The 21085-nt window shown below is 34.5% G+C and carries 16 protein-coding genes; all 16 read right to left on the bottom strand.

What is annotated here, in order from left to right; genetic code table 11:
- Positions 1-342: pirin family protein (locus tag J0M08_13445; protein ID MBN8704067.1), on the bottom strand; the 342-nt coding region annotated here is incomplete at its 3' end.
- Positions 343-368: 26 nt separating this feature from the next.
- Positions 369-1214, bottom strand: a complete 846-nt coding sequence (locus tag J0M08_13440) for a pirin family protein (protein MBN8704066.1) — start codon at positions 1212-1214, stop codon at positions 369-371.
- Between the two features lie 51 nt (positions 1215-1265).
- Positions 1266-1715: a MarR family transcriptional regulator gene (locus J0M08_13435; protein ID MBN8704065.1), complete on the bottom strand. Its 450-nt coding sequence runs from the start codon at positions 1713-1715 to the stop codon at positions 1266-1268.
- A 73-nt stretch (positions 1716-1788) separates the two neighbouring features.
- Entirely contained in the window at positions 1789-3843 is a 2055-nt protein-coding gene (locus J0M08_13430) for a BatA domain-containing protein (protein MBN8704064.1), read from the bottom strand.
- Positions 3844-4023: 180 nt separating this feature from the next.
- On the bottom strand, positions 4024-5586 hold the full coding sequence (locus J0M08_13425) for a T9SS type A sorting domain-containing protein (GenBank protein MBN8704063.1): 1563 nt from the start codon (positions 5584-5586) through the stop codon (positions 4024-4026).
- A 122-nt stretch (positions 5587-5708) separates the two neighbouring features.
- A complete protein-coding gene (locus J0M08_13420; protein MBN8704062.1) occupies positions 5709-8555 on the bottom strand; it encodes a TonB-dependent receptor in 2847 nt (948 codons plus the stop codon).
- A gap of 168 nt (positions 8556-8723) precedes the next feature.
- Positions 8724-10289 carry a transcription termination factor Rho gene (rho, locus tag J0M08_13415; GenBank protein ID MBN8704061.1) on the bottom strand — a complete coding sequence of 522 codons (1566 nt, stop codon included), beginning with the start codon at positions 10287-10289 and terminating at the stop codon, positions 8724-8726.
- A gap of 173 nt (positions 10290-10462) precedes the next feature.
- A complete protein-coding gene (locus tag J0M08_13410) occupies positions 10463-10957 on the bottom strand; it encodes a metallophosphoesterase family protein (GenBank protein MBN8704060.1) in 495 nt (164 codons plus the stop codon).
- 45 nt (positions 10958-11002) lie between these two features.
- Positions 11003-11878, bottom strand: a complete 876-nt coding sequence (locus J0M08_13405; protein MBN8704059.1) for a gliding motility-associated C-terminal domain-containing protein — start codon at positions 11876-11878, stop codon at positions 11003-11005.
- Complete coding sequence (locus tag J0M08_13400) at positions 11868-12413, bottom strand: RNA polymerase sigma factor (GenBank protein ID MBN8704058.1); 546 nt, start codon at positions 12411-12413, stop codon at positions 11868-11870. The genes J0M08_13405 and J0M08_13400 overlap by 11 nt, the downstream gene beginning before the upstream one ends.
- Before the next feature lie 125 nt (positions 12414-12538).
- The gene (locus tag J0M08_13395; protein ID MBN8704057.1) at positions 12539-14581 is read right to left on the bottom strand and encodes a T9SS type A sorting domain-containing protein; all 2043 of its coding nucleotides are present in this window, start codon (positions 14579-14581) and stop codon (positions 12539-12541) included.
- 102 nt (positions 14582-14683) lie between these two features.
- Positions 14684-16681, bottom strand: coding sequence for an asparagine synthase (glutamine-hydrolyzing) (gene asnB, locus J0M08_13390; protein MBN8704056.1), 1998 nt, complete (start codon positions 16679-16681; stop codon positions 14684-14686).
- A gap of 24 nt (positions 16682-16705) precedes the next feature.
- Entirely contained in the window at positions 16706-17608 is a 903-nt protein-coding gene (locus J0M08_13385; protein MBN8704055.1) for a sulfotransferase domain-containing protein, read from the bottom strand.
- Positions 17592-18899 carry a polysaccharide biosynthesis C-terminal domain-containing protein gene (locus tag J0M08_13380; protein MBN8704054.1) on the bottom strand — a complete coding sequence of 436 codons (1308 nt, stop codon included), beginning with the start codon at positions 18897-18899 and terminating at the stop codon, positions 17592-17594. Before J0M08_13380 ends, J0M08_13385 begins: the two co-directional genes overlap by 17 nt.
- A 3-nt stretch (positions 18900-18902) precedes the next feature.
- Positions 18903-20063, bottom strand: a complete 1161-nt coding sequence (locus tag J0M08_13375; protein ID MBN8704053.1) for a glycosyltransferase — start codon at positions 20061-20063, stop codon at positions 18903-18905.
- Positions 20064-20067: 4 nt separating this feature from the next.
- Positions 20068-21085 (bottom strand): cation-translocating P-type ATPase (locus J0M08_13370; protein ID MBN8704052.1); only part of this gene is annotated, 1018 nt, incomplete at its 5' end.

The raw sequence follows: 21085 nt of genomic DNA, 5'->3' as shown, positions 1-21085 counted from the left end.
TTGTAAAAAATCTGCTGAAGGACCCTCGCTATGAATAATGCCGCTGCCGGAAGTCATCCATTGCACGTCTCCTGAATTTAAAAAGCCCTCGCTTCCTAGCGAATCTTTGTGATGAATTCCACCTTGGAAAACAAATGTAACAGGCTCAAACCCTCGATGCGGGTGTGGCCCAAGACGAGGTTTTTCGCTACCTGGCTCGTAATATTTGGGTGATGCATGGTGCAATAACACGAAAGGACTAGCTTGTTCTAAATCTGCCGCAGGCAATGGCTGCCTTACACGCAAAGGACCCATTTGAAATTCATGGCCATAAATAGTATGGAGAATTTTTTTGTTTTGCATTTCTAGTTTTTTTAGTTTAAATATGTTTACACATCCATTGGAACATCAATTATTAATATTTTTGAGTTCGAATCGGCCTTTATTTCTATCTTATCAGTATCCCATATTCCATAGCCATCGCGCTTTTCTAGCAGCTGATTATTTACCCAAACAATTCCTTCTAGTACAAAAAAATACGCTCCGTTGTTTTTCTGTTTTATTTGATAAGATGTTTTAAAGTCTTTGTCAAGCTCACCCATGCTAAACCATGCGTTCTGATGTATGTCGATGCCCTCTGCATCGCCCGCAGGAGAAACAATTTGTGTCAGTTTGTTTTTAAAATTCGAAGATGAAAATGTTTTTTGATCGTAGCGAGGTTGAATATTCAACTCTTTAGGAAGCACCCAAATTTGCAAGAATTTAACTTCTTTATCTGAATTTTTGTTTTTTTCAGAATGTTGAATTCCTTTTCCTGCACTCATTATTTGGATGTCGCCTTGTTTGATTATTTGCGTATTTCCCATACTATCTTTATGTTCTAAATCTCCACTCAATGGAATAGAAATAATTTCCATATTGTTATGTGGATGTGTGTTAAAACCCATAGAAGGAGAAACAATATCATCGTTTAACACACGAAGAGCTCCAAATTGCATTCGCTCAGGGTTATAGTAGTTTGCAAAACTAAATGAATGATGAGAGTTTAGCCAACCATGGTTTGCGTAACCTCTTGTGTCTGCTTTGTGTAAAATTGTTTTCATTGTTTTTATTTCTTTGTTTGGTAAATGTTCGAATCCTACTTGGTTGAGTTCGGGTTTGCTGTTTGCCAATTTACCTATACCAAGCAATGCTGCCGATGCAATACCTGTGTGTATAAATTTTTTTCTGTCCATTTTTAATTTGAATTAACAATATTTGTTTAAACAACTAATATGCCAAATTTTTTATCCTCTAATTTTGTCTAATAGGTCTGACAATTTTTCTGATTCGCTGTCATTTAAGTTGAAAATAAATTTAGTTTCCTTTCTCATGATAGGGTCTATGGCAGCAAGCAATCCTAAGCCTTTTTTTGTGATTTTAATTAACACTTGTCTTCTATTGTCCGGATTTAATTCTCGTTCAATAAATCCTTTTAGTACTAATCTGTCGCACAAGCGAGTTAAATCAGGGTTTTTGTCTAGCATTACCTCTTTGATTTCTCCAACACATACCGATTGTGGACTTTTCCCTCTCAAAATTCTAAGCACATTGTATTGTTGCTGCGTAATATCAAAGTCTTTAAAGAGTGTACTCGTTTTGTCTAACAACCAATTGTAGGTATATAGAATATTTATCATAGCCTTTTGCTGCGAACTTTCAAATTTTTTCTGCTTGATAGCTTTTCCTATTTCCATACTAAATGAGGTCGTCTATAATTATTTATACAAATGTACTTAAATATATTTGTTTAAACAAATATTGTAAATGCTATTTTAACAAACGTATTAAAATAATTTCAATTGCCAAGCAAATAAGCGCTGCAATAAGGAAGTATTTCCAATAAAATTGGCCAATGGAAATTTCTCTTATAATTGTTTGTACATTCTTCTCTGCATTAAGCAGACTTATAGTGGTTAAGTTGTTTTTGGCGAGTTCGCTTGTTAGTTCATCTGATGAATAGAATTCTAATTGCGATTCTTTTCTGCTATAGTTAAATGATGCTTTTTGTACTGTAATGTTTTCTAGCATTATATTGTAATTACCTGCAATTGCTAACGTATTTCCTGGATATAAAAAGCTACTATTGCTTAGCTGCTTAAATTCCGGAATTAGCTCGATTGGATTTGATTCATTACTACTTTTTATTTTATACACCATTTTGTTGGTTGATGTAAGTGCATCGCATTCAATACCGGTATTTGCACCTAACGTGTAATAAATTGGTTTGGGATTACTGCTGTTAAGTGCTATTTGATATAATGTTGGTACAAATAGAGCGTGTTTTGCCATATTGCCGGACGTTTCATCTAATGATGTTGTAAGCAAGTATATTTTCCCTTTACCACCGGTAAAAATACTTAAGAGGCTAGCACCATTTTCTAATCGAAGTAATTGTTCTTCGTTGGATAGCGTATTTTTCTCAATAGGATAATACAATTCAACAAACGGTAAATTCAAATTTTCCGATTTTTTTTCAAACACTCCTTCATACATAAAGTGGGCATAGTTAATCCAATTTGCTTTTAGTTTTGTTTTTTGTGGAGCTGAAATTTTAGTAGATGCAATTTGTTGTAAGAAAGAGTTGTAAGAGCTTAAGTCTATTGTGTTTGCGGGTATAATTAAAACGGATGCTCCGTTTTCAATACATTTTTTGATTTCTATTTGCAGTCCAGTTGATAGTTCCGGAAGTTGATGTAAAATAATTAAACTGTATTTCGGAAGTTTTGAATAATCTATTTCAGAAACTTTATACGATTCGAATGCAAACAATGAATCAAGTGTAAATACAGATTGTATGTTGCTTTTGTTTTTAAGGTCGGTTTTGTTTGGTACAATCTCTAATACAGGAATGCTAGATTGTATGGTAAAAGAAAAATACAGCCTATCATCAAAGGTAACAGGGTTATCGGTTATCTCTAAATATGCCTCCTGCATTCCAACTTCTTTGCTGCTAAAAGGTATTTGAATATCTACTGCTTCATTTTCTTTTACCGAAAAAGCAACTGGTGTTTTTAATTGCGAATTAATAAATAGATTGATGGAGGCATTTTCTATTGGTTCTGTCCCAACATTTTTTATTCGTGCAATTACCGTATGTTTTTTGGTGTTATTCTGTATAGGCTCTGTGAACCAACAGGAGTCAATGTATAGGTTGTTCTTGTTTTCTGCTTTAATGGGTAACAAAAAGGATTGTGCCAGAGTATCATTTTTTAGTGAGGCAATATTTGCAATCGACTTCTGAAAATCACTTATAATATATTTTTTCTTTGTCCCTGCTACGTTTGCTAGTGCAGCATTGGATCTAGTAAATATATCGGAAAGTAGTTTAGAACTAGACGAGCTCGTAATTTCATCCACCATAGTAACGGCCTCTTCTTTAGTGTAAAAATTTTGGTGTTTGCCCTCAAAGTCGTTTGTAAGTAATTGAAATCTATCGGTATTCCTGTACGATTTTATTATTTCGGAAGCTTTCTTTTTTGCTTCGTTTAGTAGGTTGCCCGTTTTGCCGGATGTTTCCATGCTAAACGAGTTATCTATATAGATACTGATAAAATTAGTGCCTATTTCTGTAGTGTTATTATTAGATGGAATATAAGGTTGTGCAAATGCAATAACCAGACAGGCGACAGCCAAAATTCTTGAAAGAAGCACTAATAAGTGTTTTAGCCGAGAAACAGATTTCGTTTCCTCTTTTACTTCTTTTAATAATGAAACATTGCTGAAATAAATTTTTTTGTATCGTCTAAAATTAAATAGATGAATAATTATTGGAATACTAATTAGGCTCAATGCCCACAAAAAAGAAGGGTACAGAAAATGCATATTGCCTAATTTACAGTATTGTTAGTTAACTATATAAATTCGCTATCCTAAATCTTTAAAATACCTTTCCAAAGTTTAAAATTTTGGAAAGGTTGGAAGAATTACAATTGAAGTAAATATAAAAAAAGAGCGGGGGCTTTGCAATTGCAAAGCCCCCGCTCTTTTAAGAGTATTCTAAAATTATTCTACGATTAATTTTTTGTTCGCTTCTTTACCGTTAGCAAACTGAACTTTTACTACATAAACACCTTTTGATAAGCTGTTGTAGTTAATAGTGTAGTTATTTGCGTTTACAGATGCAGAAACAATTGTTTTTCCTGTTACATCCATTACAACAACTGTATTTATAACAGTATTGTCTATAGAAGCAATTGTAACGTTTGTATTAGCTGGGTTTGGATATAAATTTACATTTTTTGCTAATTCAACTTCGTTAACACCAACAAAAACAGTAGGTAAAGACAATGCAGCGAATAAATTTGCTGAAGTGAACCCTACAATTGTATCTATGTACAATCTACCTTTTGTTGCTCCCCATCCTGGGCTACCATATTTAAGTACGCAATTGGTAACAGTAGCTTCTATAGCACCACCTGCAGCGTAAGGAGTATAACCTGCAATATAAGCAGATTCATTCCACCAATCCCAAGGGCCACCTTCTTCTCCAGCAGCAATTGGTGTACCACATGTTAATGCACTTGCAGCAGGAATTGGAGCTGTAAAGAAAGGATATAATCCTTTTACGCCACCATTCATTGATGCAGCCTTAGTTGTATAAACGTTTGTTGGAGCACTGTTAAGTGATGTGTTGTTTCCTAATTGGTTTGAAATACGAATCATGTCTCCACTTCCGCTAGCGTCAACCACAAAATCTCCTGTTGTAGGAACAATTACTTGTCCAAAGTTGTAAGGAGCATTAGGGTCTTTTGTACACTGCATTCCAATAAAAGGAACATCTCCTGCTTCCATCCAAGAGCTATCTCCCGCAGCACCACCTATTGCTACTGCAGCAGCATAGTTAGATGTATGACCTAAATTTGTTGGCAAACATAATGGTCTTGCCAAAGTACCATCAAAATTTCCAGATAAAGTTGTATCAATATAAGGCTGACTTGTTGTGCCAGATATAAATTTACCTAATACAATTTCAGAATACTTATTTAACGTTGCCGCAGCATAAGATACATATCCTCCTGATCCGTATCCCATAACAGCAATCTTTGTTGAGTCTGTTCTGTATAAGTTAGCTCCCATTTGTTCTTTTTTCAAAAATCGAACAGAAGATTTAACATCTTGAATAGCCCTGTAAACAGCATTCAATAATGTTCCTGTTCTTACATCTTGACCTGCACTTCCTAGAGCAGTAGGATTCCAACCAGTTCTATATGCAACTGCACACGCAACATATCCCATTTTAGCAAATCTGTTACAAGTTTCCACAACAGCACTATCAGTCTTGTCTCCTGTAGCTTGTCTGTTTATGTATCGAGGTAAGAAGCTTCCTGTGTGAAGTACAATAACAACAGGTCTTTTAGACATAGTGTCGCCAGTTGGCTCGTATACATCCATTAGTAAGGAAACAGCAGATGGTGTGCCGGTTAATACTGATAAGTTAGTAGAGTACTGAACATTAGATGTTTTAGTTACTCCCGAAAATACAGGATTTAAAAATCGTTGTTGTGCAAACATCAGTTGTGTTGCAAAAACAGCAACCGCAAATAGAAGTTGTAATTTTTTTTTCATTTTATTTTTTATTTTTTGTTGAATCAAGTGTAACCTGCTTAGCTTGATCCGATTTAACTTTGGCGCAGGTAAAAAAGTTTGAATAGCTTGCGAAGCTAGTGAATTAAAGCATGCTGTACAAGTTATTTTATTTTTGGTTCGTATAGGATTGAAAAATAGGCCATTCTGCCAATTAAAGGTCCTCCATAAACTTGGTATTGCATCTTATTCAGTAGATTAGATGCTCCCAGTTTAAAAGTAGTATTTATTTTTTTTGCATTGTAGCTTATTTGTGCATCTACCAAATCATAAGTATCTACATATCCTGTAAACTGAGGGGAGCCTTCAAACATAAATCCTTCTACCCATTTGTAGTTAATATTAAAGCCCCATGCATCAAGGTTTATGAACGAACTGTCTCTAACTCTAATTTTAGTAATGATATCACGAGCTCCTATTCCTACATTAAATTTATGCACAGGAGTGTTGTATGCAGGAATAACAGGGTCTTGTGATTTTTGGTTTAAAACATTCCACGAATAATTGCCCATTAGTGCTAATTTATGGTAGAAAAAGTAGCTAAACCCTGCTGATGCGCCTTGGGTTGTAACTTGCTCTGATGCATTTGTTGCAATTCTATAAAATGTAGCACCCGCAACTTGTTGTGTTATATTGTTAAATAAAACATCGGCAACAAGTTTGTATCCAATAAAATTTTTGTAGAAGCTATAATAGTAGTTTAAATCAATGAATATTCGTTTTGCAAGAATGCCTCTGTATCCGACTTCAATTGTTTTTACTTGTTCGGGTTTTATTTTGTCAAAACTAACATATTCAATCATGTCGTATGTTGGTGTTGCAGAATTTAAGTAAGTGGTAAGCGATTCGGTTGTAATTAAGGAGTCGTAGCCTGTAATATTCCCAATTAAGATTGCTCGCCCTACTTGATAATATAAGTATTGATCTTGCAGTGTAGGGTTTCTAACTGCCGAGGAGAATGATATTCTAAACACATTGTCAGGAGTATTGGCGTACACTAATGATGCAGCAGGAGAAAAAAGGTAGTTGAAATTTTGATTTTTATCTACTCTTGCTGTTAAATTCATTTTAAGTTTGTCGTTAATAAACTTTTTTTCTATTCCCGAATAAACACCGTATTCATAATTTCTAATAACTACCCCACCAGTATCACTAAAAATAGTTCCTTCTGAATAAGGCGCATACATCCTTCCATTGGCACCAACAGTTATGTTTGCAAATTTAGGGGTGAGTTTATATTCGCCATGTACATGGTATAATTTAGAGCGATCGAAAAATTTAGATCCTCCTTCTTTAAATGTTCTTTTAGAAATAATATCATTAAAAGCAGCCTCAAACTCCGGTGTGCCTGGCTCAAGACGAGGTGCGCCTGCATACTTATCAGCATAGTCTCTTGCGTACGAATGCCATAAGGTAAGAGATTGGTTGTAGGCTGCCATAACTTCATTCGCTTTGTCAAAGTCGTATGGATTAGGCCATTGGTAAACTGGAAATCCGGGTAATGCCTGAACGTTTCCTCTCATACCTCCTGGTTCTGTATTGGGTGTACTCCCCGGAACTGCGCCTGCCCAAAAATTACGATATTTCGTACTCCATGTAACATTATCCATGGCTTGGTTTTGCAACAAAAAGGATGTGAAAACAGCATCATATGAATTTCCTGCATCTTCGGCTGTTGTATAAGCGCGTACAAAATATTTATCTTTTTTTGCCACTTCTAATCGATGTTGAAAAAACAAAATATCTTTTAAGCTATATCTGTTATCGCCCTGATAGACTGTTGTTCCTGTCCCGAAATTTCCGGCATAAATAAGCTCTGTTTCCGGTTTTAATTTATAATGAAGAGCAACACTGGCTTTTGCATTTTTTGTATTGTAGTCAACTAAATCTTTTTCCCAATATCCTGTTCTGTGCCAACGGTTAAGTCCTGGGTTGTTTCTTTGTTCGTACAGACTAGTAGCATTGTTCTGACCAACAGATAAATTTTCATCTCCGTAACGGTTTACAGCATCATAACCTCCCGGATTATCTTTGTCTGTATCTGTGTTGTAAACTGGGCTATCATTGTATGCTTCCCAGTCTCTGGCTCTCATAGCAAAGATGTTTAACTTGTAGGCAAATTTATCTTCTCCGGCTTTATTTTTAATTATCTGCGCCCAACGAACAGAGGCTTCTAATAAATCTCGTTCTCCAGCCTTTATTGATGCACTAAATCCCGGAAATTGAAATGGATTTTTAGTAGTCATGCTAATTACACCGTTAAATGCGTTTGGTCCGTAGAAAGCAGAACTAGCTCCTACAATTAAATCAGCTTTCATCACATCTAATTCAGGTGCTCCTAGAAAATTACCTAACGAAAAATTTAGACCGGGAGCCTGATTATCCACACCATCGATAATTTGCAGGGATCGAACAGGGGAGGTGCTATTAAAACCACGGGTATTAATTACTTTAAAAGCAATACTGGCAGAGGTCATATCTACACCTTTTAAATGGCTTAATCCTTCGTAAAAATTGGCTGCCGGAGTTTCTTTTATGGCTAAAACATCCATCGATTCTACTGTTAATGGATTTTGCTTTTGTTTTTCGCTTATCCTAAATTCGGCTACTTCTACTTCTTTAAGCGTAACTTCGCTCGATTTAAGCTTTATATCAATAGGAGATTCGAACGAACTTACGGTTATTTCTTGCTGTGCATATCCAATAAAATAGGCTGTAACTGTAATAGGCAAGGGAGTATCGCCAACTTTAAGTGTGAAATTTCCATCAAAATCGGTTATCGCAGCGGTACTTGTTCCTTTAATGGCAATAGTTACACCAAACAAACCTTCTTTGGTTTTAGCGTCTTTAATGGTGCCTTTAATTACATTTTGGGAAGATATTTGTAGTGCGATAGAGAAAAATAAAATAGCACTTACAACATACTTTAAATATGAATTTTCTTTGCGCATATTAATGGGTTGAAATCGGGTGCAAATAAACTACATTATTTCTACCAAAGCAACTTTTATATAGATGAAATATTGGTTTTTTGGTGTAAATTATGAACAGGTATTTATTAAAAATCCCCACAAGATAGTATCTTATGGGGATTTTAGTGTTGATTATCAATTTATTACCTATCCATTCATAGAGATTAAAAACTCTTCGTTGGATTGGGTGTTTTTCATTTGCGATTTTAGGAACTCCATGGCCTCAACCGGGTTCATATCTGCTAAGTGATTGCGCAAAATCCAAACACGTTGTAGTGATTCTTTGTCAACCAATAAATCGTCTCTTCTTGTGCTAGATGCAACAATATCGATAGCCGGGAACAAACGTTTGTTGGCTAGTTTTCTATCTAACTGCAACTCGCTATTACCGGTTCCTTTAAATTCTTCGAAAATAACTTCATCCATTTTAGAACCTGTTTCAGTCAATGCCGTTGCTAAAATAGTTAAAGAGCCTCCGTTTTCTATTTTACGTGCAGCACCAAAAAAGCGTTTTGGTTTATGCAATGCGTTAGAATCAACACCTCCGGAAAGAACTTTTCCGGATGCCGGAGAAACAGTATTGTAAGCTCTTGCTAAACGGGTAATAGAGTCGAGTAGGATAACTACATCGTGCCCACATTCCACCATTCTTTTTGCTTTCTCCAATACTATGTTTGCAATTTTAACGTGTCTTTCTGCCGGTTCATCAAATGTAGAGGCTATTACTTCTGCTTTTACGCTTCTTGCCATATCTGTAACCTCTTCCGGACGTTCGTCAATTAATAGAATTAATAAATAAACTTCAGGATGGTTATAGGCAATGGCATTTGCAATTTCTTTTAGTAAAACAGTTTTACCTGTTTTGGGTTGAGCTACAATTAAACCTCTTTGTCCTTTTCCGAGTGGTGTTACTAAATCAACAACACGAGAAGATAAACTACTTTGTGGGTGACCGGAAAGTTTGAATTTTTCGTACGCGAAAAGTGGCGTAAGATAATCAAATGGAACTCTATCTCTTACATAGCCTGGGTCTCTGCCATTTATTCGTTCTACTTTAATAAGTGGAAAATATTTTTCTCCTTCTTTTGGTGGGCGAATGCTACCTCTAACAGTATCACCTGTTTTTAATCCGAACAGCTTTATTTGAGATTGTGAAACATATACATCGTCCGGAGAGTTTAGGTAATTGTAATCTGCTGAACGTAAAAATCCATATCCGTCAGGCATAATTTCCAATACCCCTTCGCTAATAACTATTCCATCAAAATTATAAATGCTATCTACACCTTTTTTCTCGTGTTGTTGGAATTTATCCTCTCTTTTTTCTGAATGAACTTCTCTTAAAGGGGTTTGTTCTTGGTTATAATTATCGTTGGGAGCGTTGCTCTTAGCGGTATTTGCGTTGTTGGTTGCTTCTACCGGTTTTGGTTCGGGTGCAGGTTCTTCTCTATTAAAAATAGCATTTATAGATTCTTCGATAGAGGAAAGAACCGGTTTTTCTTCTGTTGGAGATTTCGTTTTTTTAGGGCGAACAGCTTTTTCTTCTGTCTTTTTTTCTTCGCTTACTTTGTCCGGATTTACAGCTTGGTAATCAAGGATTTTGTAAATTAATTCTTGTTTTTTTAAGCCTTCGTGTTTAGGGATGTTAAGATTTTTTGCAATTTCTCTTAATTCGTTTACAAGCTTGCTGTTAAGCTCAATTATGTCGTACATAGATAATGTAGATTTTAATTAGATTTAATTAGTATGTTTTTAGGATGGATTGATATAATGAAAAAGATAAATCAGAAATAAAAATTGAAATTCATTAAATTTTTTGATTTGTTGTAATGACGTGTACATGAAGTACAAGGCAATATTACTAATTTAATTACTAATAACAAAAATTATCTTTTGCCTAATTCTATTAGTTCTAAGTCTTTAATATCTCCATTTTCCAGTGTAAATCGAAGCATGGTTTTTATTTGATGAAAGCCATGATTACCTGCTGCTCCAGGATTCATATAAAGTACGTTATTCGCCTTGTCAAATGCTACTTTGGCAATGTGTGAGTGTCCGCAAATTAAAAGTTTGGGTTTGTGTTTTTGTATAAGCTCAAGCACTTGTGTGTTGTATTTTGGCATACTTCCAGCAATATGAATGAGTAAAACACCTACATTTTCGCAAGTAAAGAAATGGTATTCGGGATACTCTTTTCTAATGGAAGTGTTGTCTATATTGCCATATACGGCTTTTAAAGGTTTAATTTTATTTAGTTTATCACAAAGTTCTAATGAACCAATATCTCCCGCATGCCAAATCTCATCGCATTCCGACAAAAATTTAGGGAGTTTTTCTTCAAAATAGCTGTGAGTATCCGAAATAAGACCAATCCGTTTCACCCGTTGTTGTATCAAATTACTTGGATGAAGGTACTAAATAACTTATTATCTGCTTAGTAATATGTTCCCACTTTTTGTGGTAGCTTCTCCGTCTTCGAAAGATACTTGAATTGTGTAATAATAAACACCTTTTGGAGACATGTTTCCTTGCATATCATTTCCGTTCCAGCTTCCGTCCAATGTTTTCCATTCTACTACTTTAGACATATTGCTGTTAAAGATGGTTACATGAATTGTGGTAGGAATTTTATTGTCGAAATTGAGCTTAAACAAATCGTTGTTGCCATCGTTATTCGGTGTGAATACATTAGGTATAACGAAATTGTGATTAGATGCAGGTTTTTGTTTTGCCGTTTCTTGAACTGTTTGTGAGCTTGTGTTTATAGTTTCTGTTTCTTCTATTTTTGAGAGTGGATTTTGTTGTTCTTTTTTATCGGAAGAAATAGAATACACATCTACTTGTTTACTTGAGTTTGCATCCGAATATACAACATCTGTATTTGTTTTTGGATATTCTGTTTGCTCTGCTGTTGTTATATTATTAGTTGTTTTTGGAATTGAATTATTTTTCAAAGAAGAGCTTGTTGTATTATTTTTTAAAACAGGGTTTTCTGTTTCTGCTGAAGTAGAAATAATTGTTTGTTTAACAAGTTGTTTCTCCGAAATAGTTAAGGAATGCGATGTGTTATTGTTGTTTCGTTTAGATCTGTTTGCATCAAAATAGATGGTTGATAGTGTTGAAATTGCAATAACTGTTGTTGAAAGGATTAAATATTTAGATTGAATCCATTTTGGGGATGAGCTTCCATTTGTTTTTTGCAAAGAGTTTGAAATATTGTTCCATGCAGCAGGATTTACATCTGCTTCATGATTGTACAATTTTGATTTAAAAAGTTCTTCTATGTGTAATTTATTCTTCATGTATCAGTTCACTTTTTAGTACTTTTTGAATATATACTTTTGCCCTTGAATATTGCGACTTGGAGGTGTTTTCAGATATGTGTAATAACTCTCCGATTTCTTTATGCGTGTAACCTTCAATAGCAAACAGGTTAAAAATTGTTCGATAGCCTTCCGGTATTTTTTGAATTACATTTAATAAAACTTTGGCAGAAATGGAAGCGGATATAGTTTCATCTATTCCAGTATCAAAAGATTCATCTATGGTAATGTCGTGCTGTTTCTTTTTGTTTTTTCTAATATTCTCGAGGGCCGTATTTACCACAATTTTTCGAAGCCAACCTTCAAACGATCCTTTTGCTTGAAAATTTCTTATGGCTCCAAATGCTTTGATAAAGCTGTCTTGCAAAACATCCTGTGCTGTATCATAATCATTTGTGTATCGCATGCAAACTCCCATCATTGTTTTGCTGTATTTTTCGAATATTGTTTTTAGTGCAAGTTCGTTACCCTTTCCACACAAAATAATCAACTGTTCTTCCGAAACATTATTCATTGCGTGTGTTGGGTTTGTACTAAAGATGGTTTTTTACTAGAAAAGGTTGCATGTAAATATACGCTATCGTGTAAAATAAAAAAACCACGCTACTAGCGTGGTTTTTTTATTTATTTTTCAACTAACTATTTGATAATCATTCGTTTTGTAGTTGAGTTGCCTTCTGCAGAAATAGTGTAGAAATAAATACCTTTTTGCATCCCTTTTGAGGTCAGATTTAGGTTGTGAACTCCTGCAGGTAAATTTTTAGTCTCTGTTTTAATTACTTGTCCAAGTGTATTTGTAATGGTAAGTGTAATAGTAGTTGACTTAACTAAGTTAACATCAACTGTAGAGCCACCATCAAAAGGATTTGGATAGTTTTGTGAAACGGAGAATAAGTTGTTTTTTGTTATCTCGTTGGAAGAAAGTATTAGTGTGTTTAAATCTACCAAGTTAGACGCATCAGATTCTTCCGTAAATTCTGTATTGTCAAACCCTGCATCGTGAATGTATCGTAAATCAAGGGTTTGACCAGTTGCAGTTGGAGAATTCCAGTTTGCATATACTGTTGGAATTGTATTTCGTCCGTTGCTTTCTAGTGTGTAATAAGAAACGGAGCCAAAATGTATAACAGTAGCAAGGGTTGTGTTACCAGTTATGTTTTTAGGAGCAGTCCATTTTCCTGTAACAACATTATAGCCAATAGAAAACATGTCGGGCATCGAGTTCTCGTCATTTGGCGTAATTCCGATGTTTGTAATAGAATCTGTTGTAAACCAAGTAAAGAATAACTTACTTCCATTCCAGTTTCTAGATGCTTGTGGTCTTATATATTCTCTAACGTATGGATCTGGAGCACTTGCAGCGTTTGATGTACCATATAACATTCCAAACTGCTGAGGGTAGTCTGCCAATCTAGCTTTCCATTGTGTTCCACCATCTATTGTATAGATATCAAATAATCCCCAATCTTTCCATCCGTTAATAATCGAAAATCCTGAGGGATTTGATGCGTTTACTCCTGCAATTCCCACGGCAGCAATAATGTGTAAATTTCCTAATGAATCTACAACGTTATCGTGTTCTAACCAAGCTGTCATTGAAAAGCCCGGTGTCTGCACTAAATTGTTTATTGGGTCTAAGTCTATTTGTATTGGTTGTCCCCAAGTATTTCCACCATCTGTAGTTTTGTAAACGATAATATAAATCAATGAATCTCGTTCCCATAAACTGTTTTGACCATAGGCAATTCCATGTCCAAGTATTGATATGTACCCATTTTGCCCATCATCAGCAAAGCTTATTTTTGAATCGAAAATCATTTTGTTGCCATCGTAATCTTCATTAACAGGAATACTTATATTTTTTGCCGTGTATTGGAAGTCTTTGATAGTAGGATTCCAAGTGCCTCTTGTATAAACAAGGCTATCTCCATAGGTATAGTCAGTTGGAAGAGTAGATCCTAAACGCATTTGGTCTAGATTGTGAATTACCCCGGTTTTTGTAATTATATGAGCATCTGGAATGAAATAGTAAATTCCGTTGGTTGATGTGGTTCCATTTTGGTTGTTGCTTGACCAATCTGTTTGCGTAGGTGCCATCAATCCACTTAATTGGTGTGTTCCCATTGCTACACCGCCCCAATCTGCCGAATTTTGACCAGGGTTTGAGTTGTCTCTTGTTGGTGCAAAATAACAGAAATAAGTTGAGTCGGGATTGTTAGTAGTGTTGGTAGAAGGATTGTAAATTACTCCTTGTGGGTATCTTGCTCCGTATTGAGATGCAGCATTTGTAGGCGTATAAACAGAAATAACATCATTAGACCAAGTATTTCCTCCGTCTTTAGACATATCATAGGTTAAATATCCATTGTTGGTGTTTACCACATATCTATGAGACATTGCAACCGCGTTTGTTTGTGGGTCTGCCCAAAGGTAGGTTCTGTTTCCTAGTATGGAGAATACGTTACCAAGTGTCCCTAAAGTTCTACTTGTAATAGCTTGTAGGGTAGGGGTAGAGTATTTCCCTTCCGTATCGGCTTTTTTCATTGGTTTTAACGTCAGTTCTTCTTTTCCATCAAAATAAATTTTGGGATTTGCCTTTTGTATTTTGTTTGTATGTATTGGAGTTTGAGCCAATGTAATACCCACAAATAATACCAACATAATAAGTAAGATTTTTTTCATCGCATTTTTATTTTATGTAATTAACAATATTTTTTTAGGGGGATTGCAAATGTATGAAAGCAGATTTATTTGGACAAATAAAATTTTTCTAGAAAGAAGGTGTTATTTGACAGTAGAGAAATATTTTTTTGCCCATACCGCAAAGCTTATAAACTTAAACAGCCTGCCGTTGTCTGTGTTTTTCTTTTCGGAGAACAAAATGTTGTATTCTTTTTGGAGCAATTCTATATTTATAAATTCTTTTAATAAAGGATTTTCAAAATAATGTTTGATGTCGTTTTTAATTTCATTTATCCACTTATTATTGGGGGTAGTAAATCCTTTTTTATCCGTTCGGTTTAAAATTTGTTGTGGAACATGATTTTGCATAGCATCTTTAATAAGAGCCTTTAGGTTCCCATTTACAATTTTGTAATTGCCGGGAATTGAAAATATATATTCTATCAAATTAATATCATCAGCGAAAGGTGTTCGCGATTCTACTGAATGCCACATGGCACATCTGTCTTCGCACTTTAGATATGTTTTGAGACGTGTGTTGTAAAATTCGTTGTGTAAGTTTTCGTTTAAAGTTGTTGGGGTGTTGTTCTCTTTTAACAAATGTTTGTGCGCATACAGAAAATCTTTATTCAAATATTTTAAGTCATTGAAATAAAATAATAAAAATTTCAGTTGTGCATCCGGAGATAATTTAGGTATAGTTGAAAATCGCAGCTTTTGTTTGATGTAAAAAAGTAGTGGTTTTGAGAGACTTGATTTATTTACTTGATTAAAAAAATCTTTCAGTCGTCCCCTTTTTATTAACTCGTCAAAATAAAAAAATAAATAGGTGTCGTATCCTCCAAACAATTCATCGCTACCTTGCCCGTCTAGTATTACTTTTATATTGTTTTCGGATGCAAGTTTAAGAACTCGGTGCTGCGCATATGTGCTGGTTGACCAAATTGGAATGTCTTGCGAATAAATTAGATCTTCTAAATCCGTTGTCAATTCTTGTGCATTGGGAAATACTTGATGCCAGTTTAGATGGTATTTATCAACCAATAATTTGGCATAATTACTTTCATCAATTTCCTTGTCTTTAAAAGATGCAGTAAATACTTTGAAATCGGTTGTGTCTTTTCCTTCTTTTTTTAGTTGATGCACAATGCTTACAATAGAAGAACTGTCAATCCCTCCACTTAAGCACGCACCAACTGCAACATCCGAACGTAATCGTATTTTTATGGCTTGCTCAACTAACTTTGCAGTTTTTGTAGAATATTCTGAAAATTTATTTTCCGAATAATTTTCAAATTCACTGTTGAATTTTAGTTGATAGAATTGCCATTTGGCAAATTCTTTGGTATCTATAGAAAGTGTAAACGCATGCGAAGGAAACAATTCGAAACAGTTTTTGAAAAAACTTTCTTCTGTATTCTCGGTGGTGGTTTTTACTAAAAATTGAAATGCGGCATCTGTATTTATTTTTGTATCTACTAAATCCGATTTTGCAAGTGCTTTGAGCTCAGATGCAAATAAGAAATAGTCGGAGCTTATCGAATAATATAATGGTTTTACTCCAAATCTATCGCGGGCTCCGAATAGTTCGTTTTTATTTTTGTCGTAAATAACAAATGCCCACATTCCATTAAACTTTTGTAAACATTCTTTACCCCATTGTTTATAAGCAAATAGAATTACCTCGGTATCGCTAGTGCTAATGAATTGGTGTCCTAGCTTTTGCAGCTCTTCTTTTATCTCAATGTAATTGTACAATTCGCCATTGTATGTAATCCATATATTCCCATTGTCAATACACATTGGTTGATGGCCAAGTGGAGACAAATCTATAATAGAAAGTCTTCTGTGGGCAAGTGCAATGTATGATTCGAAATTGTGTGAAGTTATATTGTTTTGCGGAGCGTAATCAAATGAGTTGTTCCAACAGTTGCTAGGAGTGGTTATGCCTCCAAAGCATTGAAATTGATTGTTGTTAAATAATGTATATCCTTCATCGTCAGGACCACGGTGCTTAATGGTAACGCTAAGTTGCTCAATAAATTTATTTAACCCTTGGGTGTTTTTATTTAATGAAACGATGCCTGCGATGCCACACATAAGGGGTGTTTTTAGTAGAATGAATCAATCTATCTTCAACCAATGATTCAAATCTCGATTTAAAAATACGCTTAATTCTGATATCTCGTTTTGGTACATGCTTGCTAATTTTCTTTTTGCTTCTGTGCTTATTGGTTTGCGCTTGGCAATAGAGGTGTTTTTGTTGGCAAGTGCTGTTCTTAGTAATGTGCGTATGCTGGCACTCGGAATTAAGAATTTTACTATTTTTTTTTGCAACTTACCCGGTGTTTTTAAAATTTTTTGCAGCTCTGGGTTTTTAATTTCTTTGTTTGCATTTATTGTTCTGAAATTTGGTTTGAATGTTGTGTCAATCTGCAAAAAGTTTAAAACTTCTGCATAGCAATTTTCTATATTTTTTTGAAAGTCATCGTAAACAACTATGTGCACATTGGGTGCGCCAAAAATGTTTTGATATCTTTTAATTTGAGTTGTGTACCTCGCAATCTTTGAATAGTAAACACTTTCGAGTAGTGTGTTTGTTTTTGGAATACAACTGCCTGATGCTCTTTTCGATTCCAACTCTAGTGCTTTTAAAAAATCGTTTTCATTTTCATTGCAATCAAACAAATTCTGACTGTGCATTGCGTAAACCATTTCTAGTGGATTACGAACCATGATAAGTATTTTTGCATCAGGTGCAAATGTTTTTATTTCTTGTGCTGCACTTTCTGAATACAAGTACCAAACAGAGGATTCGCCAACAATTTTTTTGCCTGATGAATTGGAGAATAAGTGTAAATATTCTTTCCCAGTTAGCTTTGGTGATGTGTTGTGTAAGTCAGCCCCAAAGTATAATACTTCTTTAGGCGCCATATATATATCAGGATGCTCAGCAAGAAAGTCATTCATAGCAGTAGTGCCACATTTGGGAGCGCCAACAATAAAAAAATTAGGCTTTCTTAACATGAATTGGAAATATGCTAGGGTTAATTTTTAAATGTTTAATGCAATAATACAACATCAACATATTCCAACAAATAGTACTCGTAGATGTTGCAATTGCTGTACCTAATTCATTATAAATAGGTGTTAGGATAATTATTGTGGCAACTTGTATAAGTAAACTTATAATTGCCGCTTTTATAGCAAGACTTTCTTTGCCCGTAAGTAGCAGCAAGTAACCAACAGAGCCGCAGCATACATTTATTAATTGTCCTAAAGACATTACAAGTAGTGGGGTGTATCCTGTTGAAATCGTTTCGTTGAAAAATAGAAGGATGCTTTTTCCTGCTAAAATTAGAATACTTATAAATACTAAAGCTCCAATGGTTGTTAGTTTTGAAGATTGTTTAAGAAGTTTCTCTAGTTCTATTTTTTTCTGCTGTTCGTATAAGCTGGAAATATTAGGAAGAATAAATATTGTTGCTATAAGTAATGGAAATGATACAAATTCAGAAATGCGAAGTGCTATTGAATAGATAGCTACACTTTCGTTTGTAGATAAATTGCTTTGAAGTAAAATGTCAATTTTGCTTGCAATGATTGATAGCAAACCTACTACAGATAATTTTTTTAATGACGATTGCCATTTTTGTTCTTCCTCTTTGGGAGCAGTAGCATTAGAAATTTTGTTTCTTTTAAATAGATGAACAAGTACTAGTGTACCGGCAAAGGCGAGTAGATTTATACTTAAAAGAAGTGTGGTGTTATTGGGTAAATGCAGAAATGGTATAAGAATTAAGGTGGGAATAATTAGAAGAAGTGGCTTTATTACTTTTTCTGCTATTTGCGATTTCTTATGCTGTTTTAATGCGTTTAAACTAGTTTGTTTTAATTGGATGAATGCGTGTATTGGAATGCAGATAATAATTAGAAAAATATCAACTATCGAAAAATCATTTTTTGAGAAAAGAAGAAAACTAAAGCATACAAGGGTCGATGCTAAGGTATATACGAGTACATGACGATTGCACCAGTTTAGCAAAGCAGAAAGTAGATTGTTGTTTTTTGCGGCAACATATATTGGAATTTGCTTAAGTAGTAAACTAGTAAATCCGGCTACAATTAAAATTCCAACTAATGTAATAATTGCATTTGCATAGTTGTACAATCCAAAATTGTTATTGCCAAAATTGTCGATTAATATTTTGCTTGATAGAAAAACAAGAATAATGGAAAATGCTTGTATAAGCGCAATACCAATGATAGATTTAGCTTTTTCTTTAGAAACAGTATACGATTTTAATTTTTCTATCATTGCTTATTTCAGGCTTTGCTTATGCCAGTGTTGTATTTGTTTGCCCACCACATCTTCACTAAAATTTGTTTGTACATACTCGTGCAACACGCTTGAATCGTATTTTGCATAATTATCGAGCATAAAATTAATTTTTTTCTTTAATGCTTGGTTGTTATTTTGTGGCACTACTATTCCTGTTTCCTCTGTAATTAATTCTTTTACGCCACCTGCATCCCCTGATAGAACAGGTATTCCACATGCCATAGCTTCGAGCGTAACACAAGAAAACGTTTCATAGTTACTGTACATTAATAGAAAAGCTGATTTTCTAATTTCTATTACAAGCTCCTCCGGCTTTAGAAATCCTTTAAAAAAAACAACGGTATTCAATATGTTTTTTTTAGTAGCAAGTTCTTTGAATTTATTTTCCTCAGAACTTGTTCCGCAGAATATACAAGTAAAATCGTCTCTTTCGGTTTTTAGTTCGGCTATTGTTTCAATTAGTGTTGTTATATTTTTTTCTATGTCGTTTAGTGAGGAAATATGTATGATTTGTTTGTTTCTCGTTTCTGCAGGATAGGAAGGGGAAAATAGTTTTGTGTCAATAACGTTCGGCACACGTGTATAATTTCTGTTTTTCAAATTATTGTCAAGCATGGCTTTTTGTAATGCATGCGATACTGTAGCAACGGAATTTGCATTCTTTATAATTAGCCTATGAAAAAATTTTAGAATTGAATTCGATATCTTATAGCTGCCATCCTCTTGTAAGTACCCTGACCAATGTTCTTGAATTACATATGGAATTTTGTGAGTTATTTTAAATAGGTATGCAATGATACCAACAGGAAAGGTTATGTTTGCTTGAATTAAAGAAGGTGTTCCAATGCTTTTCTTTACCACATCCAATCCTTTTCTATATGCTTTGATATAGCGCACAATATCAAATAAACGGAAGTCGGATTTTTTATAATAAACAATTATCTCCGAAAGATTTGGATTGATTGTATGTTCTTCAGTTCTGTTTTCAGTAGAATTGTATGCATGCAGTATAGTACATTTTTCAAATTTCGATAACGCAATTGCATGTCTTTTTACATAGATACCTAGGGACGGATTATCTTTTTTAGTATACCAGCTGGTAATAAATAAAACGCTTGATTTGCCTTGGCTTGTGGGCATTTTATTAGTTAAGTTTTTTTGTTTTTAGAAGCAGCGAATTCCCAATTACAATAACATCGGAAAATGCCATTGAAAGCGCGCCAAGCATAGGGCTTAAAAAGCCTAATGCTGCAAATGGTATTGCAATAATATTGTAGAAGAAAGCCCAAAATAAATTTTGTTTTATTGTTTTAAGGGTAGCCTTACTTAGCAGGTGGGCTTCGTAAATTTTATGTAAGTCGTTTGATGCTAATATTACAATTTGTGCAGACTGTATAGCAATTTGTGTTGCCCCGCCAAAAGAAATTCCAACATCTGCCTGTGTTAGGGCTGGAGAGTCATTTACACCATCTCCCACCATTGTTGTACCTCCGGATTTTTTTATCTCATCAAGCTTGTTTAGTTTTTGTTGAGGAGTGTGTTCCCCAAAATAATTTTTAATGTGTAAATTCTCAGCAAGTTCTTTGGTTTTTACTTGCGTGTCGCCACTTAATAGGTAGGTTGTAATATTTTTTGAATTGAAATTGGCAATAGTTTCTTTAGCCGAATCCCTTAGTTTGTCTTGTATATCGATGCATCCTATAAGTTTTTCGTTTTCTACTAAATATAAGTTGTGAGATAAATCAACTATTGATGTGCTTATTTTGTTTGAGCCAATTTTATAGGTATTTCCAAAATCATCTTTTGCTTCAATGCCCAAACCTTTAATTTCAGTTATTGTATTTAAATTTATTTTTGTGGCAGTAGTGGAAAGGGCTTTACTTATTGATACTGCGATGGGGTGGGAGGAGTGTAATTCAAGTGAGTAAATAATGTTTTTGAGCTTGTCTATGTCATATCCGTTAACAGGCGAAATGTTTTTTATCTCAAATTCTCCTGTAGTAAGTGTTCCTGTTTTATCGAACACAATATTTTTCGTTTTGGCAAATAATTCGAGTGTGTTTCCACCTTTTATGAGAATTCCATTTTTTGCGGCACGACCTATTCCAACCATTACAGCAGTAGGAGTGGCAAGTCCCATGGCACACGGACATGAAATTACT

Source organism: Bacteroidota bacterium (assembly GCA_017303975.1).
Classification (GTDB): domain Bacteria; phylum Bacteroidota; class Bacteroidia; order JAFLBG01; family JAFLBG01; genus JAFLBG01.
The sequence above is the reverse complement of the archived record's forward strand: the minus strand, read 5'-3'. Positions and strand labels throughout refer to the sequence as shown.